At 61.0% G+C, this 15,002-nt stretch carries 10 protein-coding genes; 8 read left to right on the top strand and 2 right to left on the bottom strand.

Annotation, left to right across the window (positions count from 1 at the left end):
* Positions 1-205 precede the first annotated feature (205 nt).
* The 7 genes from KI235_RS04655 (at position 206) to KI235_RS04625 (ending at position 9,032) form a co-directional block, all read left to right on the top strand.
* Positions 206-1,807 carry an ABC transporter substrate-binding protein gene (locus tag KI235_RS04655; RefSeq protein WP_003197779.1) on the top strand — a complete coding sequence of 534 codons (1,602 nt, stop codon included), beginning with the start codon at positions 206-208 and terminating at the stop codon, positions 1,805-1,807.
* Positions 1,808-1,979: 172 nt separating this feature from the next.
* Positions 1,980-3,395: an OprD family porin gene (locus KI235_RS04650; protein WP_003197777.1), complete on the top strand. Its 1,416-nt coding sequence runs from the start codon at positions 1,980-1,982 to the stop codon at positions 3,393-3,395.
* A gap of 75 nt (positions 3,396-3,470) precedes the next feature.
* Positions 3,471-5,066 carry an ABC transporter substrate-binding protein gene (locus KI235_RS04645; protein ID WP_013692260.1) on the top strand — a complete coding sequence of 532 codons (1,596 nt, stop codon included), beginning with the start codon at positions 3,471-3,473 and terminating at the stop codon, positions 5,064-5,066.
* A gap of 74 nt (positions 5,067-5,140) precedes the next feature.
* On the top strand, positions 5,141-6,151 hold the full coding sequence (locus KI235_RS04640) for an ABC transporter permease subunit (RefSeq protein ID WP_003197774.1): 1,011 nt from the start codon (positions 5,141-5,143) through the stop codon (positions 6,149-6,151).
* A gap of 10 nt (positions 6,152-6,161) precedes the next feature.
* Positions 6,162-7,073 (top strand): ABC transporter permease subunit, encoded by a 912-nt coding sequence (locus KI235_RS04635; protein ID WP_003197772.1) that lies wholly within the window; start codon positions 6,162-6,164, stop codon positions 7,071-7,073.
* A 10-nt stretch (positions 7,074-7,083) separates the two neighbouring features.
* Positions 7,084-8,052 carry an ABC transporter ATP-binding protein gene (locus tag KI235_RS04630; protein ID WP_003197769.1) on the top strand — a complete coding sequence of 323 codons (969 nt, stop codon included), beginning with the start codon at positions 7,084-7,086 and terminating at the stop codon, positions 8,050-8,052.
* Positions 8,052-9,032 (top strand): peptide ABC transporter ATP-binding protein, encoded by a 981-nt coding sequence (locus tag KI235_RS04625; protein WP_003197767.1) that lies wholly within the window; start codon positions 8,052-8,054, stop codon positions 9,030-9,032. The genes KI235_RS04630 and KI235_RS04625 overlap by 1 nt, the downstream gene beginning before the upstream one ends.
* Positions 9,033-9,152: 120 nt before the next feature.
* Here the strand turns inward: KI235_RS04625 and KI235_RS04620 are convergent, their stop codons facing one another.
* A complete protein-coding gene (locus KI235_RS04620) occupies positions 9,153-9,410 on the bottom strand; it encodes a hypothetical protein (RefSeq protein WP_003197766.1) in 258 nt (85 codons plus the stop codon).
* A gap of 2,958 nt (positions 9,411-12,368) precedes the next feature.
* Complete coding sequence (locus tag KI235_RS04615) at positions 12,369-13,952, bottom strand: peptide chain release factor 3 (RefSeq protein ID WP_003197764.1); 1,584 nt, start codon at positions 13,950-13,952, stop codon at positions 12,369-12,371.
* 332 nt (positions 13,953-14,284) lie between these two features.
* Between KI235_RS04615 and KI235_RS04610 the strand changes: the two genes are divergently transcribed.
* Complete coding sequence (locus KI235_RS04610; RefSeq protein WP_003197761.1) at positions 14,285-15,001, top strand: ABC transporter permease; 717 nt, start codon at positions 14,285-14,287, stop codon at positions 14,999-15,001.
* The last annotated feature ends 1 nt before the right edge of the window (position 15,002 follow it).

Genomic DNA, 15,002 nt, shown 5'->3' with positions numbered 1-15,002 from the left:
GCAGTTGGTTTAGGACGTATCGCCCTTTCCCACAAGTCTTTCAGGCATTACGCATTCACCGCCTGGCCCACGGCTCCTACCGTCGGGACCTGGACGGCTTGCTGATCCTGCGGCATCGCGACGCAATGGAATGAGCTCAGTGCTCCGGGTCCCCGGAAGGACACCGGTTCACTGTTAAAACACCCCGAACGAGAGAGGGAGCGTCATGCGCCATACCTTGGTTTTATCCGCATTGCTGGGCACCGGCCTGCTGGCCACGACGTCCGCAGCCCAGGCCGCTGGCGGCAGCCTGGTGTTCTGTTCCGAAGGCAGCCCCGCCGGTTTCGACACTGCGCAATACACCACGGCCACCGACAACGATGCCGCCGAGCCGCTGTACAACCGCCTGGCCGAGTTTGAAAAAGGCGCGACCAATGTCGTCCCAGGCCTGGCGACAAGTTGGGACATTTCCGAAGACGGCCTGAAGTACACGTTTCACCTGCGCGAAGGCGTGAAGTTTCATACCACCGACTACTTCACACCGACCCGGGATTTCAACGCCGACGACGTGCTGTTCACCTTCAACCGCATGCTTGACCCGCAGCATCCGTTCCGCAAGGCCTACCCCACCGAGTTCCCGTACTTCAACGGCATGAGCCTGAACAAGAACATCGCCAAGGTGGAAGCGACCGGGCCGCTGACCGTGGTCATGACCCTCAACAGCGTGGACGCCGCGTTCATCCAGAACATCGCCATGAGTTTTGCCGCGATCCTGTCGGCCGAGTACGCCGACCAGTTGCTCAAGAACGGCAAGCCTAGCGACATCAACCAGAAGCCGATCGGCACCGGGCCGTTCGAGTTCAAGAGCTACCAGAAAGACTCCAACATCCGCTACGTCGCCAACCAGCAGTACTGGGCGCCGGAACGGGTCAAGCTGAACAACCTGATCTTCTCCATCAATACCGACGCGTCGGTACGGGTGCAGAAGCTCAAGGCCAACGAATGCCAGGTCACCCTGCATCCGCGTCCGGCCGATGTGCCAGCCTTGAAGAACGACCCCAAGCTGCAGTTGATCGAGAAGCCTGGTTTCAACCTGGGCTACATCGCCTATAACACCCGCCACAAGCCGTTCGACCAGGTCGAAGTGCGCCAGGCATTGGACATGGCGGTGAACAAGCAAGGCATTCTCAATGCCGTGTACCAGGGCGCGGGGCAACTGGCGCAGAACGCCATGCCGCCGACCCAATGGTCCTACGACGACACCGTCAAGGACGCTCCCTACAACCCGGAAAAAGCCAAGGAATTGCTCAAGGCCGCCGGGGTCAAGGAAGGCACCGAAATCACCCTATGGGCCATGCCCGTACAGCGCCCGTACAACCCCAACGCCAAGCTGATGGCCGAAATGCTCCAGGCCGACTGGGCCAAGATCGGCCTGAAGGTGAAGATCGTCAGCTATGAGTGGGGCGAGTACATCAAGCGCACCAAGAACGGCGAGCACGACATCAGCCTGATCGGCTGGACCGGCGACAACGGGGACCCGGACAACTGGCTGGGCACGCTGTACAGCTGCGACGCCATTGGCGGCAACAACTACTCCATGTGGTGTGACCAGGACTACGACAAGCTGATCAAGCAGGCCAAGGTCGTCACCGACCGCGACCAGCGCACCGTGCTCTACAAACAGGCCCAGCAGTTGCTCAAGCAGCAAGTGCCGATCACCCCTGTTGCCCACTCGACGGTCAACCAGCCGCTGAGTGCCAAAGTCGAAGGGTTCAAAGTCAGCCCCTTCGGTCGCAACGTGTTCTCGGGCGTCAGCCTGAACCCATAACCGCTTAGCCACACAGCGAGGGCTTCCTTTGGAAGCCCTCACGCAGGCGTCTTGCCTGAATTCGTCGATCAGGCGCCATGCAAACGTTTGCTAGCTGTGAATGAGTTGCAAAAACCAATAGCCGTATCACCTAAAAAGACCGGCATCAAAAGAAAGAAAAGGAGCGTTACCCATGAAACTGAGCAGCACCGCGATACTGGCCCTGGCCATCAGCAGCATCACCGCCACGGCCTATGCAGAATCCCAAAGCCAGGCGGTCACCCCGGTGACCCTCAAGACCACCAGCGAGCAAAGCGAAGCCAAGGGCTTCATCGACGGCCAATCCATCAGTGGCAGCACACGCAACTGGTACGCCAACGAGCAATTCAAGCGCGGCGCGAAACTCACCTATCGCAAGAACGGCGAAGCACGCGAGACCGACCGCCGTATCAACTGGCTGCAAGGCACCATCATCAAGTACAACTCGGGCTTCACCGAAGGCACCGTGGGCTTCAGCACCGAACTGGCCGCCTACAACGTCATCGCCCTGGACCAGGATCGCAAGGACCTGGCGTCCAACAATGGCGGTGCCCCGACCACCCGTCCTGGCGCTGGCAACAACCGTACCCTGACCCGCGAAGGCGGCGACGCCGTGGGCCAGTGGAGCAAACTGGGCCTGGCCAACGTCAAGGCCCGTGTTTCCAACACCACCCTGACTGCCGGCCGCCAGAACTTCAGCAGCCCGATGGTCGACGTTATCGGCAACCGTGCCCTGCCCTCCAGCTTCCAGGGTGTGAGCCTGCACAGCGAAGAGTTCGAAAACCTGGCCTTCGACGTCGCCACCTTCGACCGCAACTCGCCACGTACCGAAGAGAGCCAGCGCAAGTTCCGCTCCGAATACGGCGACAGCAGCGTTGAAACCGATCACGTCAACACCGCGGGTATCACCTACCAACCACTGGCCAGCCTGAAAACCAGCCTGTGGGCGACCCAGGCCGAAGACCTCTGGAACCAGTACTACTTCGGCGCCACCCATGAACTGGGCGACAGCTCGGTGCTGAGCCTGACCACCGGCCTGAACTACTACAAGACCGTGGATTCGGGTAAAAGCAAGCTCGGCGAGATCGATAACGACACCTACTCCCTGTCGTTCGGCCTGACGCACCAGGCCCATAGCCTGACGTTCTCGTACCAGGAAGTGAACGGCAACGAGTACTTCGACTACCTGCACGAAACCAACGGCATCTACCTGGCCAACTCCCTGCTGTCGGACTTCAACGGCCCGAACGAGAAGTCCTTCCAGATCGCCTACGGCCTGAACATGGCCGAATACGGCGTGCCAGGCCTGAAGTTCAACATCTACCAGGCTCGCGGCTGGGGCATCGACGGTACTCACTACAACAGCACCGGTTATAGCGATGTACGGGCCATGGACGGTGAGCACCACTACGAATACGGCATCGGCGCATCCTATGCCGTACAGAGCGGCCCACTGAAAGCCACCGCGATCCGTGCGACCTACACCGCACACCGCGCCAGCGAAAACCAGGCCGACGGCAGCCTCAACGAGTTCCGCCTGGTCACCACCATTCCGTTCAACATTCTCTAAACTGCCACCGGGCGGTCGACTCACAAGGTCGCCCGTCCGGTCTTTTGCCATTTACCCGATTGCAGAGGATTGACGATGAACATGATCCCCCTACGCGCCGCCATCGCCGCTGCGCTGCTGAGTGTCGCCGTTGGCGCCACGGCCAAACCCCTGGTGGTTTGCACAGAAGCCAGCCCGGAAGGCTTCGACATGGTCCAGTACACGACTGCAGTCACTGCCGACGCCGTGGCAGAAACCATTTTCAATCGCCTGGCCGATTTCAAACCCGGCACCACCGAAGTGATTCCGGCCCTGGCCGAATCCTGGGACATCAGTGACGATGGCCTGACGTACACCTTCCACCTGCGCAAGGGCGTCAAGTTCCACACCACCGAATACTTCAAGCCGACCCGCGACATGAACGCCGACGACGTGGTCTGGAGCTTCCAGCGCCAGCTGGACCCGAATCACCCGTGGCACAAACTGTCGAGCGTAGGCTTCCCGTACTTTGAAAGCATGGGCTTCAAGGAACTGCTCAAGAGCGTCGAGAAAGTCGACGAGCACACGGTCAAGTTCAGCCTGACCCGCCGCGAAGCGCCGTTCCTGGCCGACATCGCCATGGCCTTCTCCTCGATCTACCCGGCCGAATACGCCGACCAGTTGCTCAAGGCAGGCAAGGCTGGTGACCTCAACAGCAAGCCAGTCGGCACCGGCCCGTTCGTCTTCCAGCGCTACAACAAGGATGCCCAGGTGCGCTTCAAGGCCAACCCGGACTACTTCCGTGGCAAGCCGCCGGCCGACGCTCTGGTATTGGCCATCGCCACCGACAACAACGTGCGCATGCAGAAACTCAAGACCAACGAGTGCCAGATCGCGCTGTACCCCAAACCCGATGACATCCCCAGCATCAAGAAAGACCCGAACCTGAAGGTCGCCGAGCTGGATGCGATGACCGTTTCCTACACCGCCCTGAACACCAGCCACAAATACATGAGCGACGTGCGGGTGCGCAAAGCCATCGACCTGGCCTTCGACAAGGAAGCCTACGTCAACGCGCTGTTCGGCAAGGGCAACGCCACCGTGGCGGTCAACCCGTACCCACCGACACTGCTGGGTTTCAACCACGACCTGAAGAACCCGACCCGCGACCTGGACAAGGCCCGCCAGCTGCTCAAGGAAGCCGGCGTGCCGGAAGGCACCGTGTTCACCCTGTTCACCCGCAACGGCGGCGGCCCGACCAACCCCAACCCGATGCTCGGCGCGCAGATGATGCAGGCGGACCTGGCCAAGGTCGGGATCAAGGTCGACATCCGCGTGATGGAATGGGGCGAAATGCTCAAGCGCGCAAAAAACGGCGAGCACGACATGGTGTCCGCCGGATGGGCGGGCGACAACGGCGACCCGGATAACTTCCTGACGCCTATGCTCAGTTGCGAGGCCGCCAAGAACGGCGAAAACTACGCGCGCTGGTGCAACGAGAAGTTCCAGGCGCTGATCGACCAGGCTCGCGCCACAGTGAACCCCGAGGAACGCGCCAAGCTCTATGAACAGGCCCAGGTGATTTTCAACCAGGACCAACCGTGGATCAGCATGGCCCACACCCGCATGTTCACAGCAATGCGCAACAACGTAGAGGGCTACGTGATTAGCCCGCTCACCACCAACAACTTCGCCACCACCCAGGTGAAGTAGATAAGAAAACGCCCGGTACCCCTTATCCGAGGGCTACCGGGCACGCCTAACCGGCTGATGAGGTACACCTGAAGATGTTTAGTTTTATTGCCCGCCGACTGGGATTATTGATCCCCACGTTCTTCGGCATCACCTTGCTGACCTTCGCGTTGATTCGCATGATCCCCGGCGACCCCGTGGAAGTGATGATGGGCGAACGTCGGGTCGATCCCGAAATGCATGCACAGGCAATGGAACGCCTTGGCCTCAACAAACCGCTGTATGCCCAGTACCTGGACTACATCGGCAAACTGGCCCACGGCGACCTCGGCGAATCGCTGCGTACCCGTGAAAGCGTATGGACCGAGTTCAGCTCCCTGTTTCCCGCGACCCTGGAATTGTCCATGGCCGCGCTGTTGTTCGCCGGTATCCTGGGCCTGCTGGCCGGGGTGATCGCGGCACTCAAGCGAGGATCCCTGTTCGACCATGGGGTGATGGGCATCTCCCTGGCGGGGTATTCGATGCCAATCTTCTGGTGGGGCCTGATCCTGATCATGTTCTTCTCGGTATCCCTGGGCTGGACGCCGGTGTCGGGGCGGATCGACCTGCTCTACGACATCGAGCCGAGAACCGGCTTCATGCTGATCGACACGCTGCTGGCCGATGAGCCCGGCGCGTTTCTCGATGCGCTGCACCACCTGATCCTGCCGGCCATCGTGCTGGGCACCATTCCACTGGCGGTGATCGCCCGCATGACCCGCTCTTCGATGCTCGAAGTGCTGCGCGAGGACTACATCCGCACCGCCCGCGCCAAAGGCCTGTCGCCTTCGCGCGTGGTGTTCGTGCATGGCCTGCGCAACGCGCTGATCCCGGTACTGACCGTGGTCGGCCTGCAAGTCGGCACACTGCTGGCCGGTGCGGTCCTGACCGAAACGATCTTCTCCTGGCCGGGCATCGGCAAGTGGCTGATCGAAGCCATCGGCGCCCGGGACTATCCCGTGGTGCAGAACGGCATCCTGTTAATCGCCTGCCTGGTGATTCTGGTCAACTTCGTCGTGGACATCCTCTACGGCTTTGCCAACCCACGCATCCGTCACCAGCGCTGAGATCAAAACCATGAGTACTCCAACTACCGCGGTAGCAGTCGATCAAAGCCTGCTGTATCCGTCCCCGTACAAAGAATTCTGGCACGCGTTTTCCCGCAACAAGGGCGCCGTGGCCGGGCTGCTGTTCATGATCCTGGTGGTGTTCTGCGCGATCTTCGCCCCCTGGGTCGCACCTCACGACCCGAGCGAGCAGTACCGCGACTTCCTGCTGACGCCGCCGGCCTGGCTTGAAGGCGGGCAGATCCAGTTCCTGCTAGGCACCGACGAACTGGGCCGCGACTTGCTCTCGCGCCTGATCCAGGGTTCGCGCCTGTCGCTGCTGATCGGCTTGTCGTCGGTGGTGATGTCGCTGATCCCGGGCATCCTGCTGGGGCTGTTCGCCGGGTTCTTCCCGCGCCTGCTCGGCCCGACCATCATGCGTTTGATGGACATCATGCTGGCCCTGCCTTCGCTGCTGCTGGCCGTGGCGATCGTCGCCATCCTCGGCCCAGGCCTGATCAACACCGTGATCGCCATCGCCATCGTCTCGCTGCCGTCCTACGTGCGCCTGACCCGTGCCGCCGTGATGGGCGAACTGAACCGCGACTACGTGACCGCCGCCCGCCTGGCCGGTGCCGGCCTGCCACGCCTGATGTTCATCACTGTGCTGCCCAACTGCATGGCACCGCTGATCGTCCAGGCGACGCTGAGCTTTTCCTCGGCGATCCTCGACGCCGCCGCCCTGGGCTTCCTCGGCCTCGGCGTGCAGCCGCCCACCCCGGAGTGGGGCACCATGCTGGCCTCGGCCCGCGACTACATCGAACGCGCCTGGTGGGTCGTGAGCCTGCCTGGCTTGACCATTTTGCTCAGCGTGCTGGCAATCAACCTGATGGGCGACGGGCTGCGCGATGCGCTGGACCCGAAACTCAAGAATGCCGCCTGAGGAGATTCCCATGTCACTGCTAGAAATCAAGAATCTCAACGTCCGCTTCGGCGACGCCACCGCTGTGCCGGTGGTCGACGGCCTGGACCTGACTGTGGAAAAAGGCGAAGTCCTGGCCATCGTCGGCGAATCGGGCTCGGGTAAATCCGTGACCATGATGGCGCTGATGGGGCTGATCGAGCACCCCGGCATCGTCACCGCCGATGCGCTGAACTTCGACGGCAAGAACATGCTCAAGCTGAGCAACCGCCAGCGCCGGCAGATCGTCGGCAAGGACCTGGCGATGGTCTTCCAGGACCCGATGACCGCCCTCAACCCTAGCTACACCGTGGGTTTCCAGATCGAAGAAGTCCTGCGCCTGCACCTGAAGTTGTCCGGCAAGGCCGCCCGCAAGCGCGCCATCGAACTGCTGGAAAAAGTCGAGATCCCAGGCGCCGCCAGCCGCATGGACGCCTACCCGCATCAACTGTCCGGCGGCATGAGCCAGCGCGTGGCGATTGCCATGGCGATTGCCGGCGAGCCGAAGCTGCTGATCGCCGACGAACCGACCACCGCCCTGGACGTGACCATCCAGGCGCAGATCATGGACCTGCTGCTGGCCCTGCAAAAAGAGCAGAACATGGGCCTGGTGCTGATCACCCACGACCTCGCCGTGGTGGCTGAAACCGCCCAGCGCGTGTGTGTGATGTACGCCGGTCAGGCGGTGGAAGTGGGCAAGGTGCCGCAGCTGTTCGACATCCCCGCCCACCCGTACAGCGAAGCGCTGCTGGCGGCGATTCCGGAGCACAGCATGGGCGCCGAGCGCCTGGCGACCTTGCCCGGCATCGTGCCCGGTCGCTACGACCGCCCACAAGGTTGCCTGCTGTCGCCGCGCTGCCCGTACGTGCAGGACAACTGCCGTCAACAACGCCCGGCCCTTGACCCGAAATCCAACAGCCTCGCCCGCTGCTTCTACCCGTTGAACCAGGAGGTGGCGTGATGGCCGTCGTACTTACCGCCCGTGACCTGACCCGTCATTACGAAGTGTCCCGCGGCATGTTCAAGGGCCATGCGACCGTGCGCGCCCTCAACGGCGTGTCGTTCGAACTGGAAGCCGGCAAGACCCTGGCCGTGGTGGGCGAATCCGGTTGCGGCAAATCCACCCTCGCCCGGGCCCTGACGCTGATCGAAGAGCCATCCTCCGGCTCTCTGAAAATCGCCGGCCAGGAAGTGACCGGCGCCAACAAGGCCGAACGCAAGCAATTGCGCAAAGACGTGCAGATGGTCTTCCAGAGCCCGTACGCGTCCCTCAACCCACGGCAGAAAATCGGTGATCAGCTGGCCGAACCGTTGCTGATCAACACCAGCCTGTCGGCCACCGAGCGGCGGGAAAAAGTCCAGGCGATGATGAAGCAGGTGGGCCTGCGCCCCGAGCATTACCAGCGCTACCCGCACATGTTCTCCGGTGGCCAGCGCCAGCGCATCGCCCTGGCCCGCGCCATGATGCTGCAACCCAAGGTGCTGGTGGCGGACGAACCGACGTCGGCGCTGGACGTGTCGATCCAGGCCCAGGTGCTGAACCTGTTCATGGACCTGCAGCAGGAATTCAACACCGCCTACGTGTTCATTTCCCACAACCTGGCGGTGGTGCAGCACGTGGCTGACGACGTGATGGTGATGTACCTCGGTCGCCCGGTGGAAATGGGCCCCAACGAGTCCATCTACAGCCGCCCGCTGCACCCGTACACCCAGGCGCTGCTGTCGGCCACCCCGACCATCCACCCGGACCCGAACAAGCCGAAGATCAAGATCGTCGGCGAACTGCCCAACCCGCTCAACCCACCGTCCGGCTGCGCCTTCCACAAGCGCTGCCCGTACGCCACCGAGCGCTGCAAGACCGAAGAACCGGCGTTGCGCTTGCTCGATAACCGGCAGGTGGCGTGTCATTACGCCGAGCAGTTCCTCGACGGTGCGGCATGAGCAAGGCTTGATCATCCACAGGTTCAACCCATGCACTGGGTAATGCATCAGGCATGAAAAACCCCTCCAGTCCCGACTGAGTATCAGTTGGGCTGGAGGGGTTTTCTTTAGGTTAGAGACCTACGTCTGGCTATCATCCTCTTCATTTTCATCTTCATCACCGTCCGGCGTATCGATTGGCGCGCCATCATCGTCCTCGCCATCATCCGGATCACCGGCATCCGAATCGGACGCAGCAAGCATCAACTCACCCTGCGCCACCGAGCCACTCGATGCGTGCTGCTCGTGCTCATCGCATTCCGCCCAAGCGGCGGTGGAGCCCAGGGACAGCATCACCAAGACCTTCAGCAAAAACATCATGCGTAGCAGCTTGTTCATAGCCAATTCCTTCTTTTCCGGATAAAGCCGGGACCTGACGGCGCTCAAGAAAATCTAGTTCTGAACAGGCCGGTTCACCAGATAGGACGCTCCAGAACAGACAGAAATGCCATAGCCCGACAGATTGGTTTCGAATAAGCGTTATCTCCAAACCTACTAACGCCAGGAACCTATGTGGGAGCAAGGCTTGCCCGCGAAGAGGCCGGCACATCCAACATCCGGGCAAGCTGACCCACCGCTATCGCGAGCAAGCCCGCTCCCACAGAGGGAACTGTGCCAAACATAAATTTCTTGCCCACTGAAGATCCAGTGTGGGAGCGGGCTTGCCCGCGAAGAGGCCGGTACATCCAACATCAATGCAAGCTGACCCACCGCTATCGCGAGCAAGCTTTGCTCCCACAGAGGAAACTGTGCCAAACACAAGTTTCTTGTCCACTGAAGATCCAGTGTGGGAGCAAGGCTTGCCCGCGAAGAGGCCGGCACATCCAACATCCGGGCAAGCTGACCCACCGCTATCGCGAGCAAGCTTTGCTCCCACAGAGGAAACTGTGCCAAACACAAGTTTCTTGTCCACTGAAGATCCAGTGTGGGAGCAAGGCTTGCCCGCGAAGAGGCCGGCACATCCAACATCCAGGCAAGCTGACCCACCGCTATCGCGAGCAAGCTCGCTCCCACAGAGGGATCTGTGCCGAGCACAAGTTTCTTGTCCACTGAAGATCCAGTGTGGGAGCAAGGCTCGCCCGCGATGGCGGCGGTACATCCAACATCCGGGCAAGCTGACCCACCGCTATCGCGAGCAAGCTTTGCTCCCACAGAGGGAACTGTGCCGAGCACAAGTTTCTTGTCCACTGAAGATCCAGTGTGGGAGCAAGGCTTGCCCGCGATGGCGGCGGTACATCCAACATCCGGGCAAGCTGACCCACCGCTATCGCGAGCAAGCTTTGCTCCCACAGAGGGAACTGTGCCGAGCACAAGTTTCTTGTCCACTGAAGATCCAGTGTGGGAGCAAGGCTTGCCCGCGAAGAGGCCGGCACATCCAACATCCAGGCAAGCTGACCCACCGCTATCGCGAGCAAGCTCGCTCCCACAGAGGGATCTGTGCCGAGCACAAGTTTCTTGTCCACTGAAGATCCAGTGTGGGAGCAAGGCTCGCCCGCGATGGCGGCGGTACATCCAACATCCGGGCAAGCTGACCCACCGCTATCGCGAGCAAGCTCGCTCCCACAGAGGGAACTGTGCCAAACATAAATTTCTTGCCCACTGAAGATCCAGTGTGGGAGCGGGCTTGCCCGCGAAGAGGCCGGTACATCCAACATCAATGCAAGCTGACCCACCGCTATCGCGAGCAAGCTTTGCTCCCACAGAGGAAACTGTGCCAAACACAAGTTTCTTGTCCACTGAAGATCCAGTGTGGGAGCAAGGCTTGCCCGCGATGGCGGCGGTACATCCAACATCCGGGCAAGCTGACCCACCGCTATCGCGAGCAAGCTTTGCTCCCACAGAGGAAACTGTGCCAAACACAAGTTTCTTGTCCACTGAAGATCCAGTGTGGGAGCGGGCTTGCCCGCGAAGAGGCCGGTACATCCAATATCCAGGCAAGCTGACCCACCGCTATCGCGAGCAAGCTTTGCTCCCACAGAGGGAACTGTGCCAAACATAAATTTCTTGCCCACTGAAGATCCAGTGTGGGAGCGGGCTTGCCCGCGAAGAGGCCGGCACATCCAACATCCAGGCAAGCTGACCCACCGCTATCGCGAGCAAGCTTTGCTCCCACAGAGGGAACTGTGCCAAACACAAGTTTCTTGTCCACTGAAGATCCAGTGTGGGAGCAAGGCTTGCCCGCGAAGAGGCCGGCACATCCAACATCCAGGCAAGCTGACCCACCGCTATCGCGAGCAAGCTTTGCTCCCACAGAGGAAACTGTGCCGAGCACAAGTTTCTTGTCCACTGAAGATCCAGTGTGGGAGCAAGGCTTGCCCGCGATGGCGGCGGTACATCCAACATCCGGGCAAGCTGACCCACCGCTATCGCGAGCAAGCTCGCTCCCACAGAGGAAACTGTGCCAAACACAAGTTTCTTGTCCACTGAAGATCCAGTGTGGGAGCAAGGCTTGCCCGCGAAGAGGCCGGCACATCCAACATCCAGGCAAGCTGACCCACCGCTATCGCGAGCAAGCTTTGCTCCCACAGAGGAAACTGTGCCAAACACAAGTTTCTTGTCCACTGAAGATCCAGTGTGGGAGCAAGGCTTGCCCGCGATGGCGGCGGTACATCCAACATCCGGGCAAGCTGACCCACCGCTATCGCGAGCAAGCTCGCTCCCACAGAGGGAACTGTGCCAAACATAAATTTCTTGCCCACTGAAGATCCAGTGTGGGAGCGGGCTTGCCCGCGAAGAGGCCGGTACATCCAATATCCAGGCAAGCTGACCCACCGCTATCGCGAGCAAGCTTTGCTCCCACAGAGGGAACTGTGCCGAGCACAAGTTTCTTGTCCACTGAAGATCCAGTGTGGGAGCAAGGCTTGCCCGCGATGGCGGCGGTACATCCAACATCCGGGCAAGCTGACCCACCGCTATCGCGAGCAAGCTCGCTCCCACAGAGGGAACTGTGCCAAACATAAATTTCTTGCCCACTGAAGATCCAGTGTGGGAGCGGGCTTGCCCGCGAAGAGGCCGGTACATCCAACATCCAGGCAAGCTGACCCACCGCTATCGCGAGCAAGCTCGCTCCCACAGAGGAAACTGTGCCGAGCACAAGTTTCTTGTCCACTGAAGATCCAGTGTGGGAGCAAGGCTTGCCCGCGAAGAGGCCGGCACATCCAACATCAATTCCAGCTGACACGCCGCTATCGCGAGCAGGCTCGCTCCCACAGTTAATTATTCATGTTCAGGACATGGGACAAGCCATAAAAAACCCCGCAGCTTTCGCAACGGGGTTTCGGTTTCAACACTCAGCGCTTAGTGATGCTCACGCGTCGCGCGGAATTTCACGTCCGGCCAGCGCTCTTCCATCAGTGCCAGGTTGACTCGGGTCGGGGCCAGGTAGGTCAGGTGACCGCCGCCGTCCAGCGCGAGGTTTTCCACGGCCTTGTTGGAGAATTCCTCGAGTTTCTTTTTGTCGCCGCATTCGATCCAACGAGCGGAGTACACGGTGATCGGCTCGTAGGAGCACTCGACCTTGTATTCCTCTTTCAAGCGGCTGGCGACGACGTCGAACTGCAGCACACCGACAGCACCGAGGATGATGTCGTTGCTGCGGGTCGGGAAGAACACCTGGGTGGCGCCCTCTTCGGCCAGTTGCTGGAGACCCTGGCGCAGTTGCTTGGACTTGAGCGGATCCTTCAGGCGTACGCGGCGGAACAGTTCCGGGGCGAAGTGCGGGATGCCGGTAAAGCCCAGGGTTTCGCCTTCGGTGAAGGTGTCGCCGATCTGGATGGTGCCGTGGTTATGCAGGCCGATGATGTCACCGGCAAAAGCCTCTTCCAGTTGCTCGCGTTCCGAGGAGAAGAACGTCAAGGCGTCGCCGATGCGCACGTCCTTGCCGGTGCGCACGTGGCGCATCTTCATGCCCTTTTCGTATTTGCCGGAGCAGATGCGCATGAAGGCGATACGGTCGCGGTGCTTGGGGTCCATGTTCGCCTGGATCTTGAACACGAAGCCCGAGAACTTCTCTTCCACCGGCTCCACGGTGCGCTCGTTGGCGACACGGGCCAGCGGGCGCGGGGCCCAATCGACCACGGCGTCGAGCACATGGTCCACACCGAAGTTGCCCAGGGCGGTACCGAAGAACACCGGGGTCAGTTGACCGTCGAGGAACTCCTGCTGATTGAACTCATGGCAGGCGCCCTGCACCAGTTCCAGTTGCTCGACGAAACGATCGTACTCGTCGCCCAGGTGCGCGCGCGCCTCGTCGGAGTCGAGCTTCTCGATGATCTTGACGTCGGTGCGCTCGTGCCCGTGACCAGCGGTGTAGACGATGATGTAGTCGTCGGCCAGGTGGTACACGCCCTTGAAGTCGCGGTAGCAACCGATCGGCCAGGTGATCGGCGCGGCCTTGATCTTCAGGACTGCTTCGATCTCGTCGAGCAGTTCGATCGGGTCGCGGATGTCGCGGTCGAGTTTGTTGATGAAGCTGACAATCGGCGTGTCCCGCAGACGGCAGACGTCCATCAGCGCGATGGTCCGTGGCTCGACGCCTTTACCGCCGTCGAGGACCATCAGCGCCGAGTCCACTGCCGTCAGGGTGCGGTAGGTGTCTTCGGAGAAGTCTTCGTGGCCCGGGGTGTCGAGCAGGTTGATCATGTGATCGCGATACGGGAACTGCATGACCGACGTGGTAATGGAAATACCCCGTTGCTTTTCCATTTCCATCCAGTCGGAGGTGGCATGGCGGTCGGATTTGCGAGATTTCACCGTGCCGGCGACCGCAATCGCCTTGCCCATCAGCAAGAGCTTCTCGGTGATGGTGGTCTTACCGGCATCGGGGTGGGAAATAATGGCGAAAGTGCGGCGTTTCGCGACTTCGGCGGCCTGGTTGGTCATGGGAAATCGCCTGGCAGGTGATTCAAAAAAGGGCGGCGATTATAGCTCAACTTGTGCCAGGAACCGAACCGTTGAGCACATCCAGGGTGGCCAGATCTTCCCCGCCATGGGAACCTTTAGCAGTGTGGAGGCGTCCACCACCCTGTTACGGCTATTCGTCAGGGTCTGAAAAATCAGCAAGTTAGCCTGACGAGGCTGCGCTCATGGCTCGATTTACCTGCCGTTTTACCGGTATGGAAAAGAGCTGCTTCTCGCGAACGTTTTCCCGGCAACCAGTGATGGTTTGCCGCCCGGGAAAGCGTGCGCCGACTGAAAGACAAAGGAGTCCGCCTGTGGCTATCCGCTATGGCAAAGGGCTTATCGGGGGTGCGGTCGTCGTCGCGCTCCTGGCCCTGTTGGTCCACTGGATCGGCATCGATACGATCCAACGCTACCACGACGATCTGCTGTTCTACCTGCAAGCGCACCTGCTGCTGGTACTGGCCTCCATGCTGGCGGCCCTGCTCGTGGGCATTCCCGCCGGCATCGCCCTCAGCCGCCCCGGCATGGTCGGGCGCGCCGAACGCTTCATGCAAGTGTTCAACATCGGCAACACTGTGCCGCCCCTGGCCGTGCTGGCCATCGCCCTGGGCATCCTGGGCATCGGCAGCGGTCCCGCCATCTTCGCCCTGTTCCTCGCCTCGCTGTTGCCCATCGTGCGCAACACCTATGAAGGCCTGAAAAACGTCCAGGGCTCCCTCAAGGAAGCCGCCGTCGGCATCGGCATGACCCCGCGCCAGGTACTGTGGAAAGTCGAGTTGCCCAACGCCGTGCCGATCATCGTCGGTGGCGTGCGCGTGGCCCTGGCGATCAACGTCGGCACCGCGCCGCTGGCGTTCCTGATCGGCGCCAACAGTCTCGGCAGCCTGATCTTCCCCGGCATCGCCTTGAACAACCAGCCGCAGCTGTTGCTCGGCGCGGCCTGCACCGCCCTGCTGGCGCTGCTGCTCGACGGCCTGGTGACAATGGCCAGCCGCCTCTGGCTGGAACGCGGTCTGCGACCGTCATAAG

Origin of the sequence: Pseudomonas sp. St386, from assembly GCF_018325865.1 — a bacterium.
Classification (GTDB): domain Bacteria; phylum Pseudomonadota; class Gammaproteobacteria; order Pseudomonadales; family Pseudomonadaceae; genus Aquipseudomonas; species Aquipseudomonas brassicacearum.
Note: the sequence above shows the minus strand (reverse complement) of the source record. Positions and strands in the feature narration are given on the sequence as shown.

What these genes read in the sequence shown, in the direction of transcription:
- KI235_RS04655 (WP_003197779.1), top strand. Translation starts at nt 206, where the DNA reads ATGCGCCATACCTTGGTTTTATCCGCATTGCTGGGCACCGGCCTGCTG.
- KI235_RS04650 (WP_003197777.1), top strand. Translation starts at nt 1,980, where the DNA reads ATGAAACTGAGCAGCACCGCGATACTGGCCCTGGCCATCAGCAGCATC.
- KI235_RS04645 (WP_013692260.1), top strand. Translation starts at nt 3,471, where the DNA reads ATGAACATGATCCCCCTACGCGCCGCCATCGCCGCTGCGCTGCTGAGT.
- KI235_RS04640 (WP_003197774.1), top strand. Translation starts at nt 5,141, where the DNA reads ATGTTTAGTTTTATTGCCCGCCGACTGGGATTATTGATCCCCACGTTC.
- KI235_RS04635 (WP_003197772.1), top strand. Translation starts at nt 6,162, where the DNA reads ATGAGTACTCCAACTACCGCGGTAGCAGTCGATCAAAGCCTGCTGTAT.
- KI235_RS04630 (WP_003197769.1), top strand. Translation starts at nt 7,084, where the DNA reads ATGTCACTGCTAGAAATCAAGAATCTCAACGTCCGCTTCGGCGACGCC.
- KI235_RS04625 (WP_003197767.1), top strand. Translation starts at nt 8,052, where the DNA reads ATGGCCGTCGTACTTACCGCCCGTGACCTGACCCGTCATTACGAAGTG.
- KI235_RS04620 (WP_003197766.1), bottom strand. Translation starts at nt 9,410, where the DNA reads ATGAACAAGCTGCTACGCATGATGTTTTTGCTGAAGGTCTTGGTGATG.
- KI235_RS04615 (WP_003197764.1), bottom strand. Translation starts at nt 13,952, where the DNA reads ATGACCAACCAGGCCGCCGAAGTCGCGAAACGCCGCACTTTCGCCATT.